At 44.7% G+C, this 24,579-nt stretch carries 23 protein-coding genes, 2 pseudogenes and 1 riboswitch; of the genes and pseudogenes, 16 read left to right on the top strand and 9 right to left on the bottom strand.

Annotation, left to right across the window (positions count from 1 at the left end; all coding sequences use genetic code 11):
• The first annotated feature begins 125 nt into the window (after window positions 1-125).
• Entirely contained in the window at window positions 126-554 is a 429-nt protein-coding gene (locus H9630_RS11520; protein ID WP_191715637.1) for a CBS domain-containing protein, read from the top strand.
• A 56-nt stretch (window positions 555-610) separates the two neighbouring features.
• Here H9630_RS11520 and H9630_RS11525 read toward each other — a convergent pair whose 3' ends face one another.
• Both H9630_RS11525 and H9630_RS11530 read right to left on the bottom strand, forming a co-directional pair.
• Window positions 611-1,567 (bottom strand): ABC transporter permease, encoded by a 957-nt coding sequence (locus tag H9630_RS11525; RefSeq protein WP_191715638.1) that lies wholly within the window; start codon window positions 1,565-1,567, stop codon window positions 611-613.
• Complete coding sequence (locus tag H9630_RS11530; protein WP_191715639.1) at window positions 1,560-2,486, bottom strand: ABC transporter ATP-binding protein; 927 nt, start codon at window positions 2,484-2,486, stop codon at window positions 1,560-1,562. The genes H9630_RS11525 and H9630_RS11530 overlap by 8 nt, the downstream gene beginning before the upstream one ends.
• Window positions 2,487-2,646: 160 nt before the next feature.
• Between H9630_RS11530 and H9630_RS11535 the strand changes: the two genes are divergently transcribed.
• The 5 genes from H9630_RS11535 to H9630_RS11555 all read left to right on the top strand — a co-directional run bounded on the left by H9630_RS11535 (window position 2,647) and on the right by H9630_RS11555 (window position 5,499).
• The gene (locus tag H9630_RS11535; protein ID WP_191715640.1) at window positions 2,647-2,943 is read left to right on the top strand and encodes a DUF2089 family protein; all 297 of its coding nucleotides are present in this window, start codon (window positions 2,647-2,649) and stop codon (window positions 2,941-2,943) included.
• A gap of 2 nt (window positions 2,944-2,945) precedes the next feature.
• A complete protein-coding gene (locus H9630_RS11540; protein ID WP_191715641.1) occupies window positions 2,946-3,230 on the top strand; it encodes a hypothetical protein in 285 nt (94 codons plus the stop codon).
• A 40-nt stretch (window positions 3,231-3,270) separates the two neighbouring features.
• Window positions 3,271-4,341: a DmpA family aminopeptidase gene (locus H9630_RS11545; protein ID WP_191715642.1), complete on the top strand. Its 1,071-nt coding sequence runs from the start codon at window positions 3,271-3,273 to the stop codon at window positions 4,339-4,341.
• Window positions 4,342-4,772: 431 nt separating this feature from the next.
• The gene (locus H9630_RS11550) at window positions 4,773-5,174 is read left to right on the top strand and encodes a DUF1259 domain-containing protein (protein ID WP_191715643.1); all 402 of its coding nucleotides are present in this window, start codon (window positions 4,773-4,775) and stop codon (window positions 5,172-5,174) included.
• Between the two features lie 58 nt (window positions 5,175-5,232).
• Window positions 5,233-5,499 (top strand): hypothetical protein, encoded by a 267-nt coding sequence (locus H9630_RS11555; RefSeq protein WP_191715644.1) that lies wholly within the window; start codon window positions 5,233-5,235, stop codon window positions 5,497-5,499.
• Window positions 5,500-5,606: 107 nt separating this feature from the next.
• Here the strand turns inward: H9630_RS11555 and H9630_RS11560 are convergent, their stop codons facing one another.
• Entirely contained in the window at window positions 5,607-7,268 is a 1,662-nt protein-coding gene (locus tag H9630_RS11560; RefSeq protein WP_191715645.1) for an ABC transporter substrate-binding protein, read from the bottom strand.
• Between the two features lie 97 nt (window positions 7,269-7,365).
• On the opposite strand from H9630_RS11560, the pseudogene H9630_RS11565 reads away from it, so the two are divergent.
• The 7 genes and pseudogenes from H9630_RS11565 to H9630_RS11590 all read left to right on the top strand — a co-directional run bounded on the left by H9630_RS11565 (window position 7,366) and on the right by H9630_RS11590 (window position 14,532).
• Window positions 7,366-8,615 (top strand): annotated as a pseudogene (locus tag H9630_RS11565) (MDR family MFS transporter).
• Between the two features lie 43 nt (window positions 8,616-8,658).
• Window positions 8,659-9,132, top strand: a pseudogene (locus H9630_RS18915) (N-acetyltransferase family protein); the annotation flags it as partial.
• A gap of 195 nt (window positions 9,133-9,327) precedes the next feature.
• Entirely contained in the window at window positions 9,328-10,449 is a 1,122-nt protein-coding gene (locus tag H9630_RS11570) for a GGDEF domain-containing protein (RefSeq protein WP_191715647.1), read from the top strand.
• A gap of 151 nt (window positions 10,450-10,600) precedes the next feature.
• Window positions 10,601-11,386: a cytochrome c oxidase assembly protein gene (locus H9630_RS11575; protein ID WP_290184763.1), complete on the top strand. Its 786-nt coding sequence runs from the start codon at window positions 10,601-10,603 to the stop codon at window positions 11,384-11,386.
• A gap of 294 nt (window positions 11,387-11,680) precedes the next feature.
• Window positions 11,681-12,631: an HNH endonuclease gene (locus H9630_RS11580; protein ID WP_191715649.1), complete on the top strand. Its 951-nt coding sequence runs from the start codon at window positions 11,681-11,683 to the stop codon at window positions 12,629-12,631.
• 54 nt (window positions 12,632-12,685) lie between these two features.
• Window positions 12,686-12,884: riboswitch (cobalamin riboswitch) on the top strand.
• Window positions 12,885-13,051: 167 nt separating this feature from the next.
• On the top strand, window positions 13,052-13,597 hold the full coding sequence (locus tag H9630_RS11585) for a hypothetical protein (RefSeq protein ID WP_191715650.1): 546 nt from the start codon (window positions 13,052-13,054) through the stop codon (window positions 13,595-13,597).
• A complete protein-coding gene (locus tag H9630_RS11590) occupies window positions 13,597-14,532 on the top strand; it encodes an ABC transporter substrate-binding protein (RefSeq protein WP_191715651.1) in 936 nt (311 codons plus the stop codon). The genes H9630_RS11585 and H9630_RS11590 overlap by 1 nt, the downstream gene beginning before the upstream one ends.
• Before the next feature lie 61 nt (window positions 14,533-14,593).
• Here the strand turns inward: H9630_RS11590 and H9630_RS11595 are convergent, their stop codons facing one another.
• Window positions 14,594-15,361: an arylamine N-acetyltransferase family protein gene (locus tag H9630_RS11595; RefSeq protein ID WP_191715652.1), complete on the bottom strand. Its 768-nt coding sequence runs from the start codon at window positions 15,359-15,361 to the stop codon at window positions 14,594-14,596.
• Between the two features lie 194 nt (window positions 15,362-15,555).
• Between H9630_RS11595 and H9630_RS11600 the strand changes: the two genes are divergently transcribed.
• A complete protein-coding gene (locus tag H9630_RS11600; protein ID WP_191715653.1) occupies window positions 15,556-16,560 on the top strand; it encodes a LacI family DNA-binding transcriptional regulator in 1,005 nt (334 codons plus the stop codon).
• A 146-nt stretch (window positions 16,561-16,706) separates the two neighbouring features.
• Here the strand turns inward: H9630_RS11600 and H9630_RS11605 are convergent, their stop codons facing one another.
• The 5 genes from H9630_RS11605 to H9630_RS11625 all read right to left on the bottom strand — a co-directional run bounded on the left by H9630_RS11605 (window position 16,707) and on the right by H9630_RS11625 (window position 22,121).
• Entirely contained in the window at window positions 16,707-17,441 is a 735-nt protein-coding gene (locus H9630_RS11605; RefSeq protein ID WP_191715654.1) for a YqcI/YcgG family protein, read from the bottom strand.
• 107 nt (window positions 17,442-17,548) lie between these two features.
• Window positions 17,549-19,219 carry a DUF2207 domain-containing protein gene (locus H9630_RS11610; RefSeq protein ID WP_191715655.1) on the bottom strand — a complete coding sequence of 557 codons (1,671 nt, stop codon included), beginning with the start codon at window positions 19,217-19,219 and terminating at the stop codon, window positions 17,549-17,551.
• A gap of 58 nt (window positions 19,220-19,277) precedes the next feature.
• Complete coding sequence (locus tag H9630_RS11615) at window positions 19,278-20,222, bottom strand: acetamidase/formamidase family protein (RefSeq protein ID WP_191715656.1); 945 nt, start codon at window positions 20,220-20,222, stop codon at window positions 19,278-19,280.
• 170 nt (window positions 20,223-20,392) lie between these two features.
• Window positions 20,393-21,100 carry an NAD-dependent deacylase gene (locus tag H9630_RS11620; protein ID WP_191715657.1) on the bottom strand — a complete coding sequence of 236 codons (708 nt, stop codon included), beginning with the start codon at window positions 21,098-21,100 and terminating at the stop codon, window positions 20,393-20,395.
• Window positions 21,101-21,128: 28 nt separating this feature from the next.
• Complete coding sequence (locus H9630_RS11625) at window positions 21,129-22,121, bottom strand: potassium channel family protein (protein WP_191715658.1); 993 nt, start codon at window positions 22,119-22,121, stop codon at window positions 21,129-21,131.
• A gap of 178 nt (window positions 22,122-22,299) precedes the next feature.
• Here H9630_RS11625 and H9630_RS11630 point away from each other — a divergent pair, with 178 nt between their 5' ends.
• A complete protein-coding gene (locus H9630_RS11630) occupies window positions 22,300-22,983 on the top strand; it encodes an SGNH/GDSL hydrolase family protein (protein WP_191715659.1) in 684 nt (227 codons plus the stop codon).
• Between the two features lie 107 nt (window positions 22,984-23,090).
• Complete coding sequence (locus tag H9630_RS11635) at window positions 23,091-24,368, top strand: alpha/beta hydrolase (protein WP_225218526.1); 1,278 nt, start codon at window positions 23,091-23,093, stop codon at window positions 24,366-24,368.
• Window positions 24,369-24,579 lie beyond the last annotated feature (211 nt).

Raw genomic sequence — 24,579 nt, forward strand, 5'->3', positions numbered from 1 at the left:
TATGGATTAGTAGAAGAACGGAAAGGGGAGGATTGGCGAAGTGTCGATGGACGGGTCAGACTAGTTGCCAAATGGAAACAGATAGCTGGGCATAAGCAGTACAATCTATAGAGGAGGATCTATTCATGAAAATTACCGATATCATGACGACAGACGTTGAGACATGCGCTCCGGAAATGTCGATTCAGGAAATTGCTTCTAAAATGCTGGAGCTGGATGTTGGATCCATTCCCATCAGTGACGGCAAGCGATTATTTGGAATTGTAACGGATCGGGACATTGTCATTCGCGGAATCGCTTCCCAGATTTCATTGGATAGCCCGGTTTCACAGATTTTGACTTCAGAAATGGTCACTGGAACTAAAGATATGTCCATTGAAGACGCAGCTGATTTAATGGCAGAACACCAGATCCGCCGGCTTCCGATTGTAGAAAATGACCAATTAGTAGGTATTGTTTCCTTGGGAGATCTTGCAGTAAGAGACCAGACAGACGACAACGCGAGCTTGGTCTTGGAAGAAGTTTCCGAGTCGGAAGATACAGAGCTTCACTAGCAAAACGCATGACAACAAGAGGCAAGACCGAAACTGCCGGTCTTGCCTCTTGTTGTTTAATGGCCTGCGATATCCCGTTTAGTGAAAGCAACCCAAGAAGCCATTAAGAACAAAGCCAGGTATATGCACAAGATGGTGACGGAAAAGCTTAAGCTCATTCCTTCCATCATAGGTTCTGCGCCATTGAAGTACTGGCCAAGATTGGTATTGGTGAACAAGATGTATTTGGCCCAGGAATAGTGAGATGCAAATAGAACGATGGAATTGCCGGCGAGCATCAATGTGACCGCTAAGCCGATTGCCATACTGCTGCTTCTGAAAATTGTTGAAATCATAAAGGCAAATGACGCCATCATCAATAAGGTGACTAAGCTTAGACCATAATCTTTCAAAATTACGTTTAAGAGGCTGCCATGTGCATAGCCCATCCCATGCTCAAGAACAACGGTTTGAGTGGGATTATTCAAGCCGAAGAACAAAGCACCAGTCAGCAGGCTGATGGCTATGAGGAAGAAGATGAGTGTGAATGCGAACAAGAGAACCGTTAGGTATTTGGACAATAAAATTTTGGAACGCGATATCGGACGGATCAGCAGAAGTTTGATGGTTCCCCATTTGAACTCATTCGAAACAATTCCTGCAGCAATAATGATGGTGAACAGGCTGATGAGAGTGGTGAAAAATGAGTTGTCATATAAAAACTGCCAGCCGTCATAAGGCAATGGCTTGATCTCATTTTCAATATGGTACATATTTTTTTCCAATTGAAAGGGATTGGAAAGTTTGCTGAGTTCATCGTTGTCCATCTCTGAAGTCAAGCGGATATTTTCTTCCTGAAGTTCAACCTGCCAGTTCGTACCATATTCCGTAGTCTGGAACTCGCTGTCCCATAACCTGCTGATGATTCCTGAAGCCAGTACCAGGATGGCCAGTGCGAAAAACATCACCCATGTGGATTTTCTGGCATACAATTTGATTTGTTCATTCCAGATCAAATGGATTAAATTAGTCAATGCTGTTCTCTCCTATCAAATTAAAGAATTTGTCTTCTAAGGTCGACTGGAGAACATTGACCCCATATACATCAAACCCCTGGCCAATCATTTTCTTCAAGATGGAAGGGATCTCTTCTTTTTGAAGCGATAGGATCAGTTCTTTTCCTTTGAGGCGGATACCTGTCGAAAGCTGCATTTCCAGATATTCTTTTGCTTGTGCCAGGGGTTCTGCTTCGATAAACACATCCTGCAGCGCTGTAGAGTTTTCGGTGGTTTTCACTTCTTCTAATGCAACCAACTGTCCATTTTTGATGACGCCAATCCGGTCGCACAGCAGCTCCATTTCAGAAAGCAGATGGCTGGATACGATGACGCTCACGTTTTCCTGCTCTGCAAGTGCACGGATGTACTTGCGGATTTCGCGGATTCCGGAAGGATCCAAACCGTTTGTCGGCTCATCCAAGATCAGAATGGAGGGCTTGTGGAGAAGTGCTTGGGCAATGCCCAGTCGTTGCCGCATACCAAGTGAATAGCGGCCGGCTTTTTCATGAATCGCCTTTTCCAAGCCGACAAGGGAAATGATTTCATGAATGCGGTGGTCCGTTATGCCGGGAACCATGCGCGCATATTGCTTGAGGTTTTTCCACCCGCTCAGAAAAGGATACATTTCGGGATTTTCAACAATCGCCCCAACGTGCTGGATGGCATTGTTAAAGTCGGTTTTAATGCTTTTTCCTTCAATCAGCACATCTCCTTCCGTAATATCAATCAAGCCCACCATCATTCGGATAGTCGTCGTTTTTCCAGCTCCGTTCGGTCCAAGAAATCCGAACACTTCACCGGAATGGATTTCAAAATCGAGTCCTTTGATGATTTCCTTATTGCCGATTTTCTTTTTCAAGTTGATCAGCTGCAGCGTTACTGCTGGTTTGTCCATCCAATTACCTCCGTTTTGATTAAGATATGTAAATGACTTACAAGTCTCGTGATAACAATAGTGAAAATAAAATCAATATAAATTTAAATAATGTTTAAATGATGTTGAATAATGTTTAGTTTTCCTTTATAGTAGGCAATAACAGCTGAAAGGAGTGAAGATGTTGAATAACAAGGTGCCTGAATGGTTTTCCACATTGTCATCTGAAGATATGGAATTTATCAAGAAGTTCATTCTGGGATCCGGTTCGTTAAAAGAAATCGCAAAATTATACGGAGTTTCTTATCCGACGGTGCGCTTGAGGCTGGATAAGATCATCCAGAACATCGAATTGCAGGAAAAAGAAGGTTCGCAGCTATTTTCGACTTTTGTCATGAAGCTGGTTATCGATGACAAAATCGATTTGGAAGTGGCAAAAAGCATCGTCGACAAATACAAAGAGAGTATGGAGGAATAAACATGGGGACCGTAATCGATCTGGCATTGCCAATTATCATTTTAGTCGTTCAATATTTCTTATCTAAACAAGCGCGGGTGTGGCCTGGAGGTATTTTGCCGGCAGCATTTGCAGTATTCTTCATTTGGCTGATGATCGATAAAGATTTGGCTTTCTTTTCAAGAGACGTTATTCCACTGATTTTGGGAGTTTTTTTCTTATGCGGAGTTTGGATTAATGGACAAGAAGCCTACAAGAAAAAGCAGGAAAAAGAATTCATGAAAATGCGGGGACAGGATTTAATTTAAAAACATGAAAAGCACGGGAAAAAGCAAAAGGGGTGGGGAATTGCATAACCAAAAACGAATTCGGGATTACGGCGTGGAAATCGGCACGATGAAGACTGGGAGGTTAAACGCCATAACAGACGTAGAGGGCGTCACAGTTGGCCAAGTGACTTTAAAAGACGGAAATATGCAGACAGGAGTGACGGCCATTCTGCCGCATCAAGGAGATCTCTTTCACGACAAGCTGATTGCTTCAAGCCATGTCATCAACGGCTTTGGCAAAACGATGGGAACCATCCAACTAGCGGAACTCGGTACCTTGGAAACACCAATTGTCCTGACGAACACATTGAATGTCGGAACTGCAGCCAATGCCGTCATCGATTATATGTTGGAGAAAAATCCGGATATCGGCAACACGACGGGGACAGTGAATCCGGTCATCGGCGAATGCAACGATATGTTTCTGAACGATGTGCGCGGGCGTTTTGTCAAAGAACAAGATGTGAGACAAGCGCTGGACAATACCGCAATTGAGTTTGATGAAGGAGCAGTGGGAGCGGGAAGAGGGATGCTTTGTTATTCATTGAAAGGCGGCATCGGTTCGGCTTCGCGCATTGTGGAGCTGGAACAGGGCACGTTTACGCTTGGCGCATTGGTGCTGTCAAATTTCGGAATGCTGAGTGATTTGACGATAAACGGCAAGGCAATCGGCAAAGAATTGAAGAAAAACATTCTTCAAACCCATAAAGAAGAAGACAAGGGCTCGGTGATGGTGGTTATCGCTACTGACCTTCCATTGTCCGAACGGCAACTGAACCGCATCCTGAAACGGGCAGTGACGGGACTGTCACGGACGGGCTCGATTATCACCAATGGCAGTGGCGAAATCGTCCTCGGCTTCTCAACCGCCAATAAAATTCCGCATCAGAAGCCTAAGCAATTCCTGGCTATTGAAACGATTCATGAAGAAGATATAGATGAAGCGTTCAGAGCCGTAGGTGAAGCCGTTGAAGAAGCAGTATTGAATTCATTGATCACCGCGGAGGCTGTGGTTGGCCGAAATGGCAATGAACGGCCGGCTTTAAAAGACTTGCTGGAGAAATATGCTTTAACCTTAAAGAACCTTTGACAGGTTCTTTTTTTACTTTAGGTAAGAGAAGACTAGAAAAAAAGATGAAATTCACTTCCTTTTTTAATAGTTTAGCCGTATAACACTGGAAATTAAATAAGCTGTCGATATACCTAAGAGATATAGGTTAGAGAGCATTAGGCATTGAAACAAAGATATATAAATATAGAAGAATAGATGTCATAAGCATTAAAATATGGATTTTTGGATAAAAATGGCTGATATAAATTTACTAAATTAACGTTAAATTGTTTACAATTTGTACAATCCATTGTAGTCTATGGGTATTACGAAAAGCGTTAAATTTCAATTTAAAAGTAAATTAATTAGGTTAAAAGGCTGTTTTTACGATAAATTTAACGAAATTAATGAATTAATTTTTAATAGTATTTTGTTCGCCGATACGGGCGGACGACGAAAGGACGGAGTAAATGATTAGTGCACAACCGATAGAAACGGTGGCTGAAATTCTTAAAAAAACCTTGGAAGCCCCAGTGGAAGACTTAGGAGATCTTTACATCGTGACTAAACAACGGGATCTGGCCATCACATCAGGGGAATACAAAATGTTATTTAAAATTAACAACGAAATAACATTTCAAGACCTCCACCAGCAAGGAAAGATGCTGAATAAAGCTGAAATTCTGCTGTTGCCTGAAGAACTGCCTGTGTTTTCTTCAGCTTTGATTAACCAAGGGTCTTCATTGCCCAGTAATTATACACAACGCCTGGTCATGGAACTGGATGTCTACAGTCTTTATATGGAATCCCGGGAACTTCCCAAACAATTTGCTGAACGTCTGGCAGCCGCATTAAAAGCCATCGAATTGTAAATTCTCTTTAACTTGATTTCATTTGCCAATGCCGACAACCAGTAAAGGTGGTGTTCTTATGAATGGGAATTGTTTATCGTGCATCTCAGCAGCCCTTTTTCTTCTGACCATGATTCCGCTGACATTGGCTGCGATTCACTGGTTCCATGGGCCGCTTGAATTTTTATTGAGCCTTCATCTGCATCTGCCTTGTGCTTTGAGTGCTTTGGGAGTCGTCGCCGCATTGATTGGTGCAAAAGGAGATTTGCGTTTCAATCTTGTGCTGTTCAATGTGCTGTCACTTAGCTTGTATCTTATTTTTTCAACCAGTCTGCATTCACTATAAATAGCTGCCCCTTGTCTTTATTGCCTGACATACATCCCTTCAACGGATACCCCCCATTAAAAAGATGGTGTGCTGTACACAATTCTGTGTACAGCACACCATCTTTGTTATTCTTCACAAACTGGCCGCACCCATAACTTGGAAAAATCCACATAACCGAAATGGCTGATGGATATGTTCATCAAATCAATGGAAAACGGAATTTGCCGTTTTTCGTAATACAGCGGAACCATGATGGAGGCTTCCAATAAGTTCCGTTCGACTTCAAGATTTAATGCTGTCCATTCCTCGAACGGTGTCTCCGCATACAAGGGCAGATAACGGTCAAACTGAGGCTGCGATTTCATAATGGCAGTCATCGGGGAATAACCATTTGAAAGAAAATAAAAAAATGAGAATTCCTGGTTCATTTCGAAGACTTCCCCGTGAATAAACAAGTCTGCCGTTTGATCTTTCGTAATGTCCAACAGCTTATCCTGAAAAGACAGCCACTGGATTTCAACAGCAATGCCTTCGCTTTCCAGCGCTTCTTTTAGCCAACGAGTAGCGCCATTCGTGTAGTTGGCAGCTTTGATGACCAGCGGCTGATCAAGAACTGGACGATCCATTTGCGGCACCGTATAGGATTGTTTTTGACCGGCCAGGCAGCCGTGATGATTCGGCAAAGCCCGCGGATGAAACTGGCCGATTGTGTGCCGGTGCTTAGCAATGGCGTAATGGACATAATCGCGCACTTCTTGTCGGCTGATCGGGGAGTCTCTGAATGCATTCATGATGACGACACCAAAACCTGAATCGCTTTCTACTTGAAAAGTCTCTTCGGATGCTTCATTTGCTGAAGAACGGTAGGTAAAGTCGAAATCCTCCGGCACTTGAATGAATTCTACGATATCCAGTAAAGGGCGTTCTTTGAAATATTCACTGAATGCTTTTAATGTGGTTTTCAATTCGTCGTTGTGCGCAACATAAAAGCCGCCGGTACCGATGATTTGGTCAGTTGTTTCTTTATAAATGCTGGCATTGATCATGCCCAGCATCTGCAGGCAATAGCTGCAGCCAGCTGGAAAAGAGAGTTCAAGCACATAAGGCGATAGCGCGTTGATTTTAGTAATGGGCTTCCATAAATCGGCGTATGAACCATCCAGGCGCAGGCGATTCAGGCAATCGATCACATTTTCTGATGTTAAAAACGTTCCATCATGAAATTGGACTTCTTTTCTCAAGTAAAGCTGAAGCCGGTGGTCTGTAAGGTCCCAACTATGTGCCAGTTCTGGAGAAACATTTCCGGCATCGTCTACTGATACTAAACGATTGTAGACATTTGCGGCCATATTGGCGCTTTGGATATCTGCCGCCTTCATTGGATGGAGCGTCAATAAAGCATATTTTCTCGGGATGATCAGCTTGTCCACTTCGCTTGCATTATTTTGGCTGTAACCGAAATGAGAGCGGAATAGATGCATTAACCGGTGCCTCACTGCCGGCGACCAATCCAATAGAAGGTAGTGGCTGGCTGATTCGGCCGGTTGTTCTGCAATCAGCTGAATGATTTGCTGTTCGTACACCTCTTCTACATTCCGGTGCCATTGCAGGTGCGAGGTATTGCCCCGTCCACGGCCTGATGTATAGGTAAACCAGCCTTCGTCCGACCATTTCCGCAATAAACGCGTCGTTTGTTTGCTGCTCAAATTGAGTGCATCGGCAATCTGCGTTTGCTTAATATAACCGGTGGGGACAACTTTCCATAAAGATAAAAGAGTCTTTTCCATGATTCCTCCCGTTAAAAGTGGATATTAGTTTTAAAATTGTCTATTTTTAGTATCTTTCGTCTAGTTTAATATACATAAGACAAAGGAGGCTGACAAGATGAAATGGAAAGACTATCCACAAAATATTAAAGTACGTTTAATCACTTCATTTTTTAACCGGGCTGTTTCATCTGCAGTTATGCCTTTCATGGCCTTGTTCTTTGCCCAGGAGATGAACAAGGTGTGGGCGGGGACTTTTCTGATCATCACCGTCTTTATCGGATTTTTCGTCAACATGGTCGGCGGTTATATCTCCGACCGATTTCAACGCAAACGGGTACTGGTGATTACGTCTTCGCTGAGCGCTGCCATGTTTTTGCTGATGTCCATCAGCTTATTGCCAAGCGGCAAATGGATTGCCTTATTTGCAATTGCATACGTTGTTTTTATTGTTACCAGCAGCCTGGGCAGACCAGCCATGCACGCTATCATCATCGATTCGACTACACCGGAAAACCGGAAAGCGATCTATGCCATCGATTATTGGATGATCAACCTGTCGATGGCGATTGGGGCAGCGCTTGGCGGCTTGTTGTATCTCAATCATCAAATTGAACTGTTTATTTTATTGACAGCCACGGCAGCGAGTCTGCCAATCGCTTATCAACTCTGGTTGAAAGATGAACGCGTCCAGACCTTGAAAAAACAGCATTCGAATGTAGTGATTGATCTGCTGCAGAATTACAAAGTCGCATTTCGGGACAGGCCATTTGTCAAAGTGGTGATTGGTTCCATGTTCATTTTTTCAGCAGAATTTTCATTGAACAGCTACATCGGTGTCCGGCTGGCAGAAAGCTTTGATGCTTTCACTATTGGGGACTTTGAAGTGGCAGGGGTTCGGATGTTGAGTTTGTTGAATATCCAAAATATGCTGCTGGTCGTCTGCCTGACATTCATCGTCAATAAATTCACTGACCGTTTTTCCAAACAGCATGTCTTATTGACGGGCCTATTGCTATACAGCGTCGGGTATGTGACGATTACATCAGCGAATAGCTGGTACTTGTTGCTGCTGTTCAATTTCATCGGCACTATAGGCGAACTGGTTTATTCGCCGGTCCGCAATGCAGAAATGGCCAATATGATACCGGAAGACAAACGGGGTTCGTATTCCGCTTTTTCCAACATTTCGTTCAGCGGAGCAGATTTGTTGGCGCGCTCGACCATCCTCATCGGTGCTTTTCTTATTCCGACCATGATGTCCGTCTATATCGGCGTCTTGCTGATGATCGGCACACTCTTGTTTACACCGGATTGTTTATCAGAAAGCCTAAAAACGAACAAGTGCCCGAACCAAAAATTGTTTAGAACACAAAATAGTAGGAGGAGAATAGCTATGATCGTCAGAAAAGCAGTTCCTGAGGATGCCTTTCAATTGGCGGAACTCATGAAGCATGTAGAGGATTCTGATCTTATGCTGTTTGAGCCAGGAGAACGCAAGACTACAGCTGAGCAGTTGGAGAAACGCCTTGACGCTATGGGAGAAGATTCAGTGGTGTTGATTACAGAAGAACAAGCTGAATTAACCGGCTATTTGTTTGCAATCGGCGACAGCGTTAAACGCAAGCGGCATTCAGTCTACATCGCAGTTGGTATTCGGCAAAGCGAACGTGGGAAAGGGAGAGGCACAGAGTTGTTTCAAGCTTTGGATCAATGGGCTGACGCGAAAGGAATTCGTCGCATTGAATTGACCGTGCTTGAGCATAACAAACCAGCTATTGGGTTATATAAAAAACTAGGCTTTGAAATTGAGGGGCTGAAGCGTGATTCCGTATGGCTGGAGGAACGCTATGCCAATGAATACTATATGGCAAAACTGCTGTAGCAGACAAAGGAAACTCTCTAATCGGCCGTTTTTTTAGACCAGGCAGAAAGTTTTATTTTGTTTTAGGCGCAATCTTTCCAATAACGAAAAGCAAACACTTTTAAATAGGTTTTTGTATATTTTTTCGTGGTTTTCCTATATTTTCAGATGTAATAATTGTAAACTGAGGATATGGTTTTGTAAGGAGTTGGATAAATGCAGTCATTACTTTTTTTCTTTCTTGAAAACATGGCGTTGATCATCGCATTGATGTATCTCGCTTTAAAAGCGAAGGAATTATTATTCCCCAACTTGACCGAATCAACGCTTTTATTGGCACTCAGTATTTTATTCATGGGATTTTTGACTTTTTCAGTGATGTATAATCCTTACATTCATGAAGGCATGCGGCTTGATTTAAGGGAAGTGCCCCTTTATTTCATTTCCTATATTGGCGGTTGGAAAGTAGGGATACTATCTGCAATCTTTCCATCTATATACCGCTATTCACTGGGCGGACCTACAGCGATAGCTGGAATTTTACAGACGGTGATTTTGCCGGTCATCATCGGCAGCCTGTTCCGCAATAAAAAAACAGTCAATAAATTTTTTGCCATTTTGGATATCAAAAAAATGCTTCTCGGTTTGTTGGTTTTCGAAGTCCTCAAATCAGTTTCGATGCTATTGACTACACCTTCAACTGTGCCGATCACCCTTTCAATGCTGTTTTTTGCCATGGTCGCTGTTTTGGCAATGGGCTTAATTGCGAACGGTGAAAATCACCATATACTTGTCCGCAAAGAACTGGAATTTTATTCTAATCAGGATCCCATGACACAACTGCCGAATATGCGCTTTTTTAAGAATAAAACGCAAACCTTGGTGTCCCAGTATGTACCCATCGCTATAGTTATGCTCGATGTCGATTATTTCAAAACTTATAATGATACGCATGGCCATCAAAAAGGCGATGCTGTGCTTCGGTCGATTGGCCAGCTGTTGAGGGACCATACACGAAAAAAAGATTATGTGGCACGGTATGGTGGGGAAGAATTCATTTTCTGCATCACGGATCCTTACGATGACAATGAAGTGATGAGGATCGCTGAAAAAGTCCGTGACCAAATTGAACAATATCACTTTGAAGGTGAAGAGCTCCAGCCTGAAGGCAAATTGACGGTATCCATGGGCGTATCTTTGAATTCCTATCATAAAACTTTGGACCAGCTGATTGATGAAGCTGATCAAGCTTTATATCAGTCCAAACGTGATGGCAGAAACCGAGTTACTGCTTTCGCAGAAAAAAAAGAAAAAGAAGTTGAAGAGGTATTTAATTAAAGACAGCTTCAGCAAGATGGCCGCATTGCATTTCAGCAACGGCTTTTTTTTATGAAATGAACTGTTGAAACGAAACATAGCAGGTTGCCAAACCGGGTAGAGGAGAGAAAGGCAAATCAATCAGTATGGAATGCGGGATGGGGGTGTATTGGTGGAACACGATATGCAACAAGGAATGGACAGTCTGGAAGCCATGGTCATTGTAGTGCTGTTTTTGGCATTTTTATTTTACCCATTAGCCGCTGCTTTAACGAGCCTGAAATTCAGGCCATGGCCGCTGTACCGCTGTTTTTTATGGGGCTTCGGTATTTTTTCTATTGCTCTGGTCATTACAGGTCCGCTGGCGGAATTTGCACAGGGAAATTTCGTTGGCCATATGTGGACCCATCTATTGCTTGGCATGCTGGCACCGCTCTTGTTGGTTCTTGCGATGCCGATGAAGCTGCTCTTGAGGTCGTTGCCCGTTCCATTAGCGAGAAAAGTATCCTGGCTACTGAAAAGCAAGCCATTTCAGCTGTTGAGCAATCCCATTACTGCGCTGATTCTAAATATTGGTGGGTTGTATGTATTATACCTGACCAGTTTGTTTGAATGGATGCACCAATCCTCAATTGTTTACCTGATCGTCCATCTACACGTATTTTTGGCGGGCTACCTGTTTACGGCATCCATCATTTACATCGATATTACAGCTCACCGACTCAGTTTTCTTTTCCGTTCAATTATCCTCATCGTCTCATTGGCCGCACACAAAATTTTGGCTAAAAGAATCTATGCAGATCCGCCGGCTGGTGTACCGGGAGATCAAGGGGAGGCAGGAGGGCAGGTGATGTACTATGGGGGCGATTTCGTCGAGTTGGTCCTCATCATCATTCTTTGCTACCAATGGTATAAAGCGACGGCACCTCGGAAAAGTGAGTCGGTGGAAGAAGGATAGCGGTAACGTTTCCAGTGCTAATTAGGGCTTCACGGGTGCTTCGGCTTTTCCTTTGTCCAGCTCCGGCAGCCAGCTCCTCGGGTCATAAGCCACTCTGGCTGTGCGGCAAAGAGCGCCGCTTCGCCAGTGCGTCTTATGCCTGTCAGAGCTAAACGGCTGCCTTCGCTTTTCTTTTTTCCCCGGCAAAAGCTCTTGTTTTGGGTTAAACTAGAGGTAAGCGTTTGGATTCGAATAATCTGCACCATTACATAAGATCGAATGAATTTGAGCATCACCATTAATAGGAGGCAATTCATGAATAGTTATATTGTTATGCAAGGAGATACGTATCAGGAAGAATGTGCGGCGGGTGTCCTTTGGACGCCGCAAGTCGACAAATCAGGCATGGTGCCACATTCCTGGAACCGCATGCAGGAATTGAAAAAAGGCGACCTCGTTTTTCATTACGTCAAAGGATTTTTAGTGGCAATCAGCCGGATACGGGAAGATTTCCATAAAGGCACAAAACCGAAGCATGCAGATGAGCAGGGAGGCAGCGAACCTGCATTTATCGCACGAACAGCTTATCGCGAATTGGATGTCCCTTTATCGATCAAGGGGTCTTTTCAGGAAATCGAGCCTTTGCTGCCAACGAAATACTCGGCTTTTCAGGAAGATGCAAACGGCAATTCTGGCTATCTCTATCCCTGCAACGAAGAGCTGGCGATGAAATTTCTGGAATTGATCAGTTCTTTGAATGTCTTTACCTTGGAAATGGAGCAGTTGGAATTATCGATGGAAGTGATCAAAAAGACCGCGCATAATCCATTGCTTAGCCTGATTGCAGAAGCTGAACTGGAAATAAAAACGAAAATGCGCAGAGGCAAAGAGCAGTTCCGGGAAAGCCTGTTGCCGCTTTGGAACGGGGAATGTCCAATTTGCGGCATCGCCATTGAAGAGGTGCTTACAGCGACCCATGCCAAACCGTGGAAAGACAGTTCAGATTCAGAGCGTTTGGATCCGTTCAACGGCATTTTACTTTGCGCCAACCATGCATCACTTTATTCTGCAGGCTATATCGCATTTACCGGAGGCGGCAGACTCCATATTTCAAGCCGTATTCCGGAGGAAGACTATCCAGTCTACAGATTGCGGAAAAACTTGAAGGTTCCCGTGTCAGCCGAGCATGCGCCTTATTTAAGATGGCATAAACGAATTGTTTTTGCCGAGCCGAGAAAAGTGAAGCTGATGATAAACCAGGAATAATTGAATTTTGTTATGTCTTTGATTGTCTGAACTGTGCTACACTGAAAACAAGTGAATAATCATGCAGAAAAAAGGTGCTGATTCGTCAGTATAACAGGGAACCCGGTTAGATTCCGGGGCTGTTTCCGCAACTGTAAGTGCGTATGAAATAAGAAAATGCCACTGTTCAAACGACCTATGTCAATTGAACGGGAAGGTTCTTAGAGTAAAACGATGCACAAGCCAGGAGACCTACCTTTTTTTGAACGTATTTTTACTCTTCGGAAGATAAGGGAATCATACGGCAACCTTTCTATTTTTGACTGCTGGAGTATGTCTCTGAATAGCTATGGCGCCGCCCTCTTTTTGAGGGCGGCTTTTTGTTGTTTTCGGGAGCGTTCAATGCTGTGATTTTCACCCATATGAAAAAGAGGTGAAAAGATGAAGAAAGACATGCGTTACTTGTGCTATCCGTTTATGCGTGAATCAGCTGCGACCGTCGACTTTGAAATCAGAACCGATTCGCTGACGACACGTATTGGCGAAGCGTTGTCGCTGATGAAAGAAGTGGAAGCTGTTCAACGGGATCTGCAGATTCTCCAGCCAAAGGTATATCATCTGAATGGTTCAGTTCGAGGGAAGCTAGCAGTTAATGAAGAAGATTTGAATGAGTTAAGTGGCATGTATGATTATTATGTAAACTTTATTGGTGAGAAAATAGGTAATTTTGTCTTGCCGCAAGGGACTCAAGCAGCTTGTGTGTTGCATGTATGCCGCAGCGAAGCGAAAAAATCTGTCCGTGCTTTGCATAAGGTCAGCCTGGAACGGGATGTACCGGAAATCCTCTTTGATTATGCAAACTTATTGGCGAACGTGCTGTTTACGATGGCTGTCTATGTCAATCAGCAACAGGGAGTAGAAGAAATTCCATTTATCAGCAAATCCTATCCAACTAGACCCAAAAAGAAAGAAGTGGCCAACAATTAATGAAAATTACTTATTTTAAATACCTATCCATTGGAGTATTAGCATTCACACTCACCGCATGCCAATCGGAAACATCCGACACAGAAACAACAAGCGAATCTGAAAAGCAAACAAGTTATACGGTAACAGATGATTTGGATAACGAATTGAAATTTGATGAAGTGCCTGCCACTGTCGTGTCATTAATACCGAGCAACACCGAAATCCTTTATGAAATCGGAGCTGGAGAAAAAATTATTGGGGCTACGGATTATGATAATTATCCAGCTGAAGCAGCTGAAGTTGAACGTGTGTCCGACTCTGTGGTTTTTAATGCGGAACGCATCATTGAATTGGATCCAGATGTTGTCATCGGCTATTCAACAGGTGGGCCTACGGGCTACGAAGAATTAGAAGCTGCAGGCATCCAAGTTTTTGTTATCGAATCGGCTGAATCCTTTGAAGATGTCTACGGGGACATCGAACAGATTTCTACGGTCATGGGCCTTGAAGATAAAGGAGAAGAAGTAATAGACTCTATCCAGCAGCAAATTGAGGAAGTCCAAGAAAAAGTATCCGACGTAGAAGAGAAAAGGCAACTGTATGTTGAAATCAGCCCATCTCCTGAAATCTACACCACCGGCCAAAAAACGTTCCAGCAGGAAATATTAGATCATGCCAATGTTGAAAACCTGTTCGGCGATCTAGAAGGATGGCCACAGATTTCTGAAGAGGAAGTCATTCAACGGAATCCGAAAATCATTGCAACAACAGTTTCTTATACGGAAGATCCCATAGAAGAGATTAAAGCACGTGAAGGTTGGAACAGCATTGACGCCGTTGAGAACGATCAGGTCTTTTTCGTGGATTCTGATATTACTTCACGTCCGGGGCCAAGAATCGGTGAAGCGGTTGAACTGGTAGCCAAAACCGTTTATCCGGAAGCATTTAAATAGAACAAAACGATCCCCGCTCCTATTTTGCTGAGCGGGGATCGTTTTGTTTTTATCGCTTAAACTAATGCAACTGCTTTTCGAGTGCCTCTTGATTGATGCCGAATTCTTCTTTCAAAACTTTCTTTTTTTCATCGGCCGACAGTTCCGTTTTATCTTTCTTGCCGTTTTCAGAGCGTGTCAGTTGGCTGCCGGATAATGTGATCCGGCCATCCGGCGTCGCACGTGTGACAAGATCGTCATGGGTGAAAGGGGAATCTTCTGAAACCTGGTTAAAGACACAGCCTTCATGAAAATCGGCCAATCGTTTTTCTTCTGTAGAAAACCGGTACAGCACTTTTTCCTTTTCATCATTTTCCCGGATCAAGTCATAATATACATCATCCACTTGTTCTACCCGGTAAGTGCCGCTGTGGTCGGTATGCCGTTCACCGCCAAGAGGGATCGGGCTGATGGTCGAATCTCCAAAACCTGCATCGACCAAGTAAAGCGTATCAAGCTCCACTAAGATGGCCGCGTGGGTGTCAGCTTTCGACCAGCTGCCATCAGGCTTTTGCACAGTGGCCGAAATCAATTTCGCATCAAAACCCAATTCATTCAACAGCCAGTGAAACAAGCCGTTTAATTCATAGCAGTAACCGCCACGATGCTGATTGACCACTTTGTCGTAAATACTTTCAAGATTCAAGTATATGGGCGTTCTACGAATAACATCCAAGTTTTCGAATGGGACATTCTGCATATGCAAAGACTGCAGCTCTGCCAAATTCTGCAGGTATTGCTCCTGTTCGGTTGATGCTTTAAAACGTTTGAGGTATTCATTTTTATTCATTATAGCTATTCATTCCTTTCGAGTGGGTTATTCCTATTGATTACAACTGCGCGAAGAATATTCAACCAAATCAATTCATTTGGTGTAAGAATTGATATGCCGTGGTATAGTGAATAAGAAGTTAAAATTTAAATGAATGCAAGTGAATTTATGGTATGGGAGTTACCCATCCACAAAAAATAGAAAGCAGGGTGATGGATTTGGTATCAACTACTGATGTCGCAAAACATGCAGGTGTCTCCCAGACGACTGTCTCACGTGTTTTGAATAAACCGGATCAAGTAAAAAAAGAAACGTACGATAAAGTGATGGCTGCCGTCAGTGAATTAAACTATTCAGCTGACGGCATCTTAGAAGCAGTTCCATCTGCGGCTAAAACCAATACGATCAGTGTGATAGCAGGAGCTGTGGATGATCCGATATTTATCGGCAGCGCTCCAATGATCATCAGCTATGCAAAAAGGCAAGGATACCAAGTGGATATTCATTTCATGGCCGACGAAAACGAAGAGGATGTCTATAAAACGGTTCTCTCCAGTAACGTGGCAGGGATGATTCTGGTTTCTGTCTTGCTTGATGATGCGATTCATGAAAAAATGACCAATGCGAATGTGCCGTTTGTATTATTGAATTCCAGCTATTCAAATGCCAAACACTCGATTGGAGTGAATAATGTGGATGCCGGTTATCTGGCTGCGAGCCATCTTCTGAATGCCAACCATCAGGAAATTGCCTGGGTAGGCGGACCTTTGAAGAATCCTGCTTATAAAGAACGTTTTTTGGGGTTCATCCAGGCTCTTCAGGAAGCGAAAAGCAAAATCCGCAAAAAACGGTTGGTGATTTCCGCAACGGACAAAGCTTCCTTGCAAAAAGTGTATGAAGATCTTCAAGCTTTAAAGAAAAAACCGACCGCGATCGTTGCAGCAACAGATGAAATTGCCATACAGCTTTTGGATTTTTACCAGGAAGCGGGCTATCAAATTCCCACAGATATCAGCATTGTCGGCATCGGCAATTCGGAAATCGGCCGCCATTCAGCTATTGGGTTAACAAGTGTAGGAACTCCCGATAGTATTGAGAACCTCGGACAGGAAACCGTTAAACGGCTGTTTGATATTCTAACGCTCAACCAGGACGACGCTTTTGATGTCAACAGGGAAGTCCAGTTATATGAACGGAGAACGACTGCACAGCTTTAATGATCTGTGTTCTTCAAAAATGCGGGAAGGTGTCTCCGCAAGCTTACAATATAGTCTTACCCTAACAGGGAGACTGTTTAAACCGCAATGAAAAGAGCTGCACCGGTAAAATATGCCGGTGCAGCTCTTCTTCAGTTATTCACCATTTATTTCATTTCTTTATGTGTAAATGGACATTTTCCTTGAATCGGTTCGCTGTCGTCTCCGATGAAAAACTGTTTCCATTCATTGTGCTCAGGATCTCCGAAATGGCTGATGTCGGGATGTGTCGGCAAGTGGTCCCAGGCTTCAACACGCTGGCGGACTTTTTCGCGTGACATGACGCCGCCTTTCTCGGTTCCTTTCAGCCCTTCAAAGATGCGGCGTGGCTGGAACCCAAGAACCATGGCATTTCCCAGGTCGCGTGTTTTTCGCTGTTTGTAAGCCGGGGTATTCCCGAAAATGAAGATCGGCTCTCCTTGGAATGTGAAATCCCATAAATAATGGTCAGGATCCCGTGGAGCTTCTTTTGGCCACTCCATGTCATCTTCGTCATGCAAATACTGGAGGATATCCCAGAATTGCTGGCGGTAAGTTTCCAGTGAACCTTCTTCTTTGAAAGGTTCAACAAATACGAATAGACCATGGCGCTTGTGTTTCGGGTCGTTGAATAAGGTCAGGAACGCTTCAACTGCATCAGGCAAATTGCTCCAATCGTCTTGTGTGATGTATGCGTAACGCAATTCCCCTTTCAATTCTCCGCTCATTCCGAAATAACAAGGAAAGGTTTTGTCGGTTACGGTTTCATGAAACGTCTTGTATTCGGCCAATAGCCATTCAGGCAAGTCCGTTCGTGCTGTGAAATCTTCTTTCGTCAATAAAGCTGAGCTTGTGCTTATCATCCATTGTTCCTCCATATGCATAAAATAACGTCTCTTTTCTACTTCCCTAAGAAGTGGGGGGCAAAACAAAAACGGCTGAGAAACTCTCAACCGTTCGAATTGTTTATTCAGAAAGCGCCCGATCCGCCTCCGCCTCCACCAACACCTCCGCCGCCAGTTGCAGAGACTGTGCTGCTGGCTGATGTGCTGGTACTGGAAGTGGCAGCAAAGAAAACACCTGTCAACAGCACGGGATTATAGAACAACCCGAAATCTGCAAATGCCGTTTCGCTATAGGCATTGGTGAAGCTTTGCGTTTTCTGGTTTGCCGATTTTTCATCCGCACCTAGAATATATGCATAAGCACGCATTTTTTCATCCTGTGTCAACTGCTTCCATTGCGATTGGTCCAGTTGCTCCATTGCTGTCCGAAGTTGTTTCCATTCAGCGCGGATGACATGGCCATCATACGTGATCGGTGAATAGAAACAGAAAGCGACAAAACCGATGCCGATGAGGAGGGAAAAGAACATCAGCGGCAACAGGTCCAGTATTCCGAAAACGACTGCGGCCGCAAAGAGGGCCAGGCCAATTATACCGACTGTCCAGCGCAGCCCTTTGTGTTTGCTGTACAAATCATGTTGTTTGACTTCCTCGGCAACTTCCTGCTGCCAGGCTGTGATGGATTCGTTATAGGAAGAGTGGTTCAATTCATTTTTTGTGTATTCTTCCAAGTTCTTGATGCTGAAGTATTCGCTATCACCCACTTTGTCGAACAGCAAGTCAATCAATGTGGCTTCATGGGCGAATTCTGTATTCCGGTCAATCAGTCGGAATTGTTCTTCTGAAAGTTGTTCCACATTCTGTTTGCGCACCAATTCCATCAAGGCGGCTGCTGTCACAGCGGGCGTCAGAATAGAGGACTTGGTGAAATACAATGTGGCCGGAATGCTCATTTTTTGTTTAGGCACAAAGAAAGTCTCGGCATCCGGTTTTGCCTGCTGTTTGGCTTTCCGTGCACGATTCCATCCCCAGGCAGTCAGCGCCAGCAATAATGCGCCTGCCGCCGGAATTAATCCATTGCCGATGGAAGCGCCGGTATCCTGCCTTGCCGCAAAAACGGCAGCTTCTTCTTCCAGAAGCTCTTTTTCCTCAGCCAGCTTTTCTCGTATGGATCCATCTTGTTGAGGCAAGGCGGGGAACAGTGCTGCATCAAAGACGACACGGATATCCCCATTAGAGCCTTCCGGAACTTGGCCCATTTCAAAGCGGACCGCACCATCCGTTTGCAGGCTGCCTGCCCCGTAAGCTTCGTCGTATCCTGTAAAATCCGTATTTTCCGAAGGGGCAGGAGGGAAGAGCGTAATCGTCATCTGTTCATAATCGCTTTCATTGCGTTCATCGAAAAACGGCCAGTAGAACTCAGCGCCGTCTTCGAACTTTTCCACAGCGTCCTGGATTTCGTAGCGCAATTCGATGGTAACGGTTTCGTCGTCGCCTTCACGGAAGACCTTATACAGATGTCCGTCGCGCTCGACGTTCAATTCCTTGCCGTTTTCAAAGCCGCTGAATTTCTGGATCGATGTCCCATCTTTTGGCACAATTTCCCGCGTAATGCCGTTAAAATCGCCCTCGAATTCATAAGTATGGCTTTCCGTCACATCTACCGTTCCGTCTGCGTTTACTTGCGCATTGATGTCCACATCAGAAATCGAGTAGTCGACAGCCAACGCCTGGACTGGAAACAAAGCGAAAACCAGTAACATGATGACTATCATCATCGGTTTTGTTCTGAACATTTCCATCACCTCTTTCTATATTTACGGGGCGCCCAACCAAAAGTTTCAGAAAGATCATTCAGCGGAGCACGCCATGAGGCAAAATAGCGTGAACGCCTTTGACGCCTTTGACGTCGTTGACGACTTGTGTGACATGCAAATCAACGGCGACACTTGATAATGCTGTGGCTTCGGTGCGTGAAATGCCATAAAACTGTTCCATATACGACACCATTTCAGCCAAGGCAACGGCCGCTGCTTCGTTGAGGTCTTCATGGAATCCGAATGTGATCCATCCGGCAGGCGTATGGGCACGTGGCATAGACAACTGCATATCTTCATGCAGGGTTAAGGTAATATCAACCATGTCCATCGGGCATTCGATTGCCGTTCCGGAACTTTCGCCGTCACCTTGAAGCGCATGGCCGTCCCCGAGTGAAAGGAGAGCACCTTCCACGGAGACCGGAAGAAACAGGCTGCTGCCGCGCACCAACTCTTTGCAATCGATATTGCCGCCGAAATAGGCAGGGGGTTTTGTCGGGAAAGTTCCTGCTTCTTTCGGGGCTAAGCCCATAAGCCCAAGGAAAGGAGACAAGCCTACATTGAATTCCTGGCCGCCAAGTCTGCAGCTTCCAGTCATCCTTGCTGCATCCAGTTTCCAATCCACCTGCAGCCGTTCATTGTCGGTGATGTCCAGTTTATCGTTCTGCCAAGCCGGTATGCCGCCTGCCCAATTACGCCCATACCAGCCAGGCACCAACTGATTGATGCGGACTTCAAGCACCATTCCCGGTTTGGCACCGGCAACTGCGATGGGGCCGATGATCGGATGGGCACGTTTTTCTTCGTTTTCGCGTGAAGTGAAAATCGTCCGTTCTTCAGTTTCAGCTGACGAATAACCCCATTCGATATCAAGGGTCTTCAACTGGATAGAATCTCCTGACTGGACTGTGAGGATAGGTTTATAGCTTTTATTAAATGAAGAATGAAAGTGATTGGAATCGAGCGGTATTTGATGGATCATCGGTTAGCCCCTTTCGATAGAACGAATTTTCTGTCTACTCAGTCATTATACCAATGTTTGCTTCCGTGCATCTAAACCGGCTATCGAATTTGCTGATATAGAGTCGACAAGGCTTCCAAACAAAAAAACGGCTAAAGCTTTTAAGCTTTAGCCGCAGATGATGTAATACCTTAAAATCGATTCCATTCATCCAGGACGTCCCCGATTTGCCGGTTGTTGATGACCAGGTCTGCATAGCCATCAAGCGGTGTGGCTTCCTGATTGACAATGACCAATTTTGCACCATGCTCTTTGGCGATGAGCGGGAACTGGTTGGCCGGGGTGACGGACAGCGAAGAACCGAGAACGATGAATAACTCTGCCCGGCTTGCTTCAGCAAATGCCATTTCAAATGGCGCTTCCGGCAGCATTTCCCCGAACAGCACAACGGACGGGCGCAAAATGCCGCCACAACTGCAATGATATGACCCGTCCAGAAAATCTTCGCTGCTGTATGACATACCGCATGCTTGGCAATGGACTTTCTGGAGTGTGCCATGAAGTTCTGCAACCTTGTGGCTGCCTGCTTGTTGGTGAAACCCATCGACATTTTGAGTGATGATTGAATGGATGCGGCTCCGTTTTTCCCATTCGGCTAAAATCTGGTGGCCCGCATGCGGCTCATATTCTTTTACGCCAAGCACGCGTTTTCGGTAAAAATCGATGAATTCCTCGACATTATCATTCAATGCCTGGACGCTGGCCACTCGGCTTGGGTCTTTTTGTTGCCATAAACCCTGATTCGCTGAACGGAAGTCAGGCAGTCCGCTTTCTGTCGACATGCCGGCTCCGGTAAAGACCACGGTATGGGTTGATGTTTGTATCCAGTCTGAAATCATTTGACTCACTCCTTTGATAAAACCTCTTTCACTGTTTTGGCCAGGGTCGTGCATCTGCCTCGATGACCCCCAGTAATTTTCTTCGGCGCTCTTCAAGTTTTTCATATGCTTTTTTATAGTCCTTTTCCGGCAAGATAGGGATTCCTGCTTCTTGAAGAAACGGCAAGTCCGGCAAAGGCGGTACCTGTTTTGAAGGCCTGTAAAAAGACTTATTGAGCGTTTCCAGGTAATGCTGGATACTGGAACGCGATTCTTTCATCAAGAGACTGTTAGGATGATGTTGATCAGGTACAGCGAATTTCATGACGCTGAGTGCTTCATCGAAAACGGCGACCGCTGTAGGCATTGAGGATTCGTTGCTGGCAGCATGATAATAATGCAGCACGGGATAAGCAATATGCTGTGAAGTCAACGAACTCAATTGTTCTGAATAGGTGTCCAACAACGAATCGATATTGTGGAAATCACTGCCATTCCATGCGTTTGCAACAAGCTCTTCGGGCGTCTCGCCGATGCCGTGGATGCTGGCAGCAAAAGACCGTTTCACAGTGACTGCACTCAAAATGGAAATCAAATATGTGACGCCGAATGTAATAAACAGCATACCCGTACCGGTGGCCAGTACAGAGACGATTTGCCACATGCCTTCATTCGGACTGAAATCACCATTGCCCAATGTGAAAATCAAATAACCGGCATAATAAATGCGATCAAACCAGGAAATCGGGTCATTGCCGTGTGAAGGGGAAATAGATCCGTCCAATCCGGCGAAAACCAATGTCCAGCCGACCCACAGCATGCCGATCCACATTGCCAAAGTGGCACTTAAAATGAAAGGGCCTGCCAAACTCAAGGATTTTGAATGCCCAGCGGCTAATTTCCTGAAGGATTTCCAAATGAGTGAAGAAAACCAATCGGTAACCGGTCCTGCACCGCCATCAATCCATAAAGTGGTCCAAATAAAATCAACAATACATACGATAATCAGCAGAATTCCGATAACTAAATATAGGATATCCAAAAAAGCCCTCCTTCGAAAAATCAGTCATGAATAGGGAGAATACAAGTTTGTTTTTATGATAAAGCTTTCGGTTAAAAATGTAAAAAAATCCACTTTCACTGAAGACTTGTATACGGCCTCACAAGCAAAAATATGTTAAAATAAGAGAGATAAACAGCAAGAAAGGACGTGCAGCAGATTGAGTAAATTTCGATCAGGTGCCTTGTCTAGAGCACCTTTTTTCGCTTCAAAAAAACAAAATACAGCTCTTGATATAGAAAATATCGTCATCTTAGGTGATTCTGTGGCCTATGGCTACGGCACAAAAGGCGGCATCACAAATCATTTGAAGGAAACCTTTCCCGCAAGCCGCATCACTAATTTGGGCATCAACGGGCTGACAAGCAGCGGGTTGGTCCAGAAAATGCAAACGGGTTCCTGGCAAAAACCGCTCCAACAAGCAGATCTCGTGTTGCTGAATATTGGAGGCAACGATTTGCTTCGCGGATTCCGGGACGGTGGGGCTAAAGGGTTGGTTCGCCAATTCGCCATATTGAAACGCACGTACCGCCAAAATTTGCTTGAAATCTATGCGATGCTTCGCAAAGCCAATGATGGAGTCATCATTGTCCAAAACAATCTGTACAACTCGATGAAAAAGGAAGTGCAGTATTTCGGCTTCACCAATTTGCTGTTCCGGATCTGGAACACGGCCATCGGTGAAAAAGGCGTCATCGTCTCCAAAACAAATGCAATGGGCAAAAATCCTGCCATTTGGCTGGATTCGATTCACCCGAACGAAGATGGCTATAAACTTATGCATGAATTGCTGCTGCAAACTTTGTCCACGACCGGATTTTCAATTCATCCTTCAAAAAAATAAAACACAGGGTTTTCCTGTGTTTTTTATTTTGCCTGAAAGCATTGATGGATTCTGTTGTCTTGAAGATAATAAAGGCAGCCATCAATTTAGAGAAAGGGAGGGGAAGAATGAATAACAACAGATTTTATGCATTACTGGCAGTCTTCATGCTTCTGCTATTCGGATGCAGTGAAGAAAATAAGAAAGTTGAGGAGGAAGGGCAGTTGAAAAAAATTGAAGGATACTGGGAAGGGACGATTCAAGTCCCCAATCAGCCATTGCCGATTTCGGTGACATTTGATTCACAAAACGGTGCCATTTCAATTCCTGTACAAGGAGTAAGTGATTTCCCGTTGACGGCGATTGATTTTACGGATCCAGATCTCCACTTCGAGATGAATATACAAAACCAGCAGTTAGTCTTTGAAGGAGCATTCAATGGGGACACCATTTCCGGCTTATTTACTCAGCAAGGGCAAACTTTCCCTTTTGAACTGTCAAAAGCTGCTGATGTTGCTGAACAAGAGCTTGGCACACCGGTTGAGATAGCAGTCGAAGGCGGCAGCATGACTGCGAGGGTTCTGACACCTGAGGGCGAAGGGCCGTTTCCGGTCATGCTGATGCTGTCGGGCTCCGGGCCAACAGATAAAAATGGCAATTCCATGGTTGTTCCAGGGAAAAACAATGGCTTGAAGATGGTGGCGGAAGAAATGGCACAGCAGGGAATTGCCACAATCCGTTATGACAAACGCGGAGTCGGCGACAATATCGGACTTCTCGTCAAAGAAGAAGATCTGCGGTTTGATGATTATATCGAAGATGCTTCTGTATGGATTGGCTATGCGAAATCTCAAGACATGTTTTCTTCTGTTGGAGTCATCGGCCACAGCGAAGGTTCGTTGATCGGGATGATCGCCGCCGAACGGCAACAGGCTGCATCGTTCATTTCTCTAGCGGGTGTTGGCCGTCCTGCCGATGAAATCCTGATGGAACAGTTAACAGCACAGTTGCCGGAAACCCTCCTGGATGAGGCGAAAACAATCATCAGTAAATTGAAAGACGGACAGACCGTGGCACAAGTCAGTCCGGAACTGGCGAGTATTTTTCGTCCATCTGTCCAGCCGTACCTGATCTCCTGGATGGCATATGACCCGCAGGCAGAAATGGCAAAGCTTGAAATGCCTGTGTTGGTTGCCGGCGGGACTACCGACCTGCAGGTGCCGGTCAGAGACGCAGAGCTGCTTTATGCGGCCAGTAAAGAAGGAGACCTGCTCATTGTCGACGGCATGAACCACGTCCTGAAAAATGCCTCTTCCGACCCCGCGGAAAACATGGCAAGCTATGGCAGTCCTAATCTGCCACTGGCGGATGGCTTGATGGCAGGAATCGTTGAATTTATGAAGTGAACTTGAAGCGCCTTCCGTGATTCGGAAGGCGTTTTCTTTGTATTATATAGAAGTGAAAAGATTTTCTAGTAATTTTCAATAAAGATTGACTAGTTGGAATTAAAATACTAATATATACTATGTTCTTATTATAGAAACGATTCTAATTTATTTTTAGTAAAATCCAATCGATAGAACTGAAGGGAAGAGGTGTTGGTGAAGGAAGAGTAAA

This window comes from Planococcus wigleyi, from assembly GCF_014836985.1.
In the GTDB taxonomy this organism is placed as follows: domain Bacteria; phylum Bacillota; class Bacilli; order Bacillales_A; family Planococcaceae; genus Planococcus; species Planococcus notacanthi.

What these genes read in the sequence shown, in the direction of transcription:
- H9630_RS11605 (WP_191715654.1), bottom strand. Translation starts at nt 17,441, where the DNA reads ATGATAAGCACAAGCTCAGCTTTATTGACGAAAGAAGATTTCACAGCA.
- H9630_RS11530 (WP_191715639.1), bottom strand. Translation starts at nt 2,486, where the DNA reads ATGGACAAACCAGCAGTAACGCTGCAGCTGATCAACTTGAAAAAGAAA.
- H9630_RS11560 (WP_191715645.1), bottom strand. Translation starts at nt 7,268, where the DNA reads ATGGAAAAGACTCTTTTATCTTTATGGAAAGTTGTCCCCACCGGTTAT.
- H9630_RS11520 (WP_191715637.1), top strand. Translation starts at nt 126, where the DNA reads ATGAAAATTACCGATATCATGACGACAGACGTTGAGACATGCGCTCCG.
- H9630_RS11535 (WP_191715640.1), top strand. Translation starts at nt 2,647, where the DNA reads ATGTTGAATAACAAGGTGCCTGAATGGTTTTCCACATTGTCATCTGAA.
- H9630_RS11580 (WP_191715649.1), top strand. Translation starts at nt 11,681, where the DNA reads ATGAATAGTTATATTGTTATGCAAGGAGATACGTATCAGGAAGAATGT.
- H9630_RS11610 (WP_191715655.1), bottom strand. Translation starts at nt 19,219, where the DNA reads ATGTTCAGAACAAAACCGATGATGATAGTCATCATGTTACTGGTTTTC.
- H9630_RS11600 (WP_191715653.1), top strand. Translation starts at nt 15,556, where the DNA reads ATGGATTTGGTATCAACTACTGATGTCGCAAAACATGCAGGTGTCTCC.
- H9630_RS11615 (WP_191715656.1), bottom strand. Translation starts at nt 20,222, where the DNA reads ATGATCCATCAAATACCGCTCGATTCCAATCACTTTCATTCTTCATTT.
- H9630_RS11620 (WP_191715657.1), bottom strand. Translation starts at nt 21,100, where the DNA reads ATGATTTCAGACTGGATACAAACATCAACCCATACCGTGGTCTTTACC.
- H9630_RS11590 (WP_191715651.1), top strand. Translation starts at nt 13,597, where the DNA reads ATGAAAATTACTTATTTTAAATACCTATCCATTGGAGTATTAGCATTC.
- H9630_RS11595 (WP_191715652.1), bottom strand. Translation starts at nt 15,361, where the DNA reads ATGAATAAAAATGAATACCTCAAACGTTTTAAAGCATCAACCGAACAG.
- H9630_RS11550 (WP_191715643.1), top strand. Translation starts at nt 4,773, where the DNA reads ATGATTAGTGCACAACCGATAGAAACGGTGGCTGAAATTCTTAAAAAA.
- H9630_RS11585 (WP_191715650.1), top strand. Translation starts at nt 13,052, where the DNA reads ATGAAGAAAGACATGCGTTACTTGTGCTATCCGTTTATGCGTGAATCA.
- H9630_RS11570 (WP_191715647.1), top strand. Translation starts at nt 9,328, where the DNA reads ATGCAGTCATTACTTTTTTTCTTTCTTGAAAACATGGCGTTGATCATC.
- H9630_RS11555 (WP_191715644.1), top strand. Translation starts at nt 5,233, where the DNA reads ATGAATGGGAATTGTTTATCGTGCATCTCAGCAGCCCTTTTTCTTCTG.
- H9630_RS11540 (WP_191715641.1), top strand. Translation starts at nt 2,946, where the DNA reads ATGGGGACCGTAATCGATCTGGCATTGCCAATTATCATTTTAGTCGTT.
- H9630_RS11635 (WP_225218526.1), top strand. Translation starts at nt 23,091, where the DNA reads ATGAATAACAACAGATTTTATGCATTACTGGCAGTCTTCATGCTTCTG.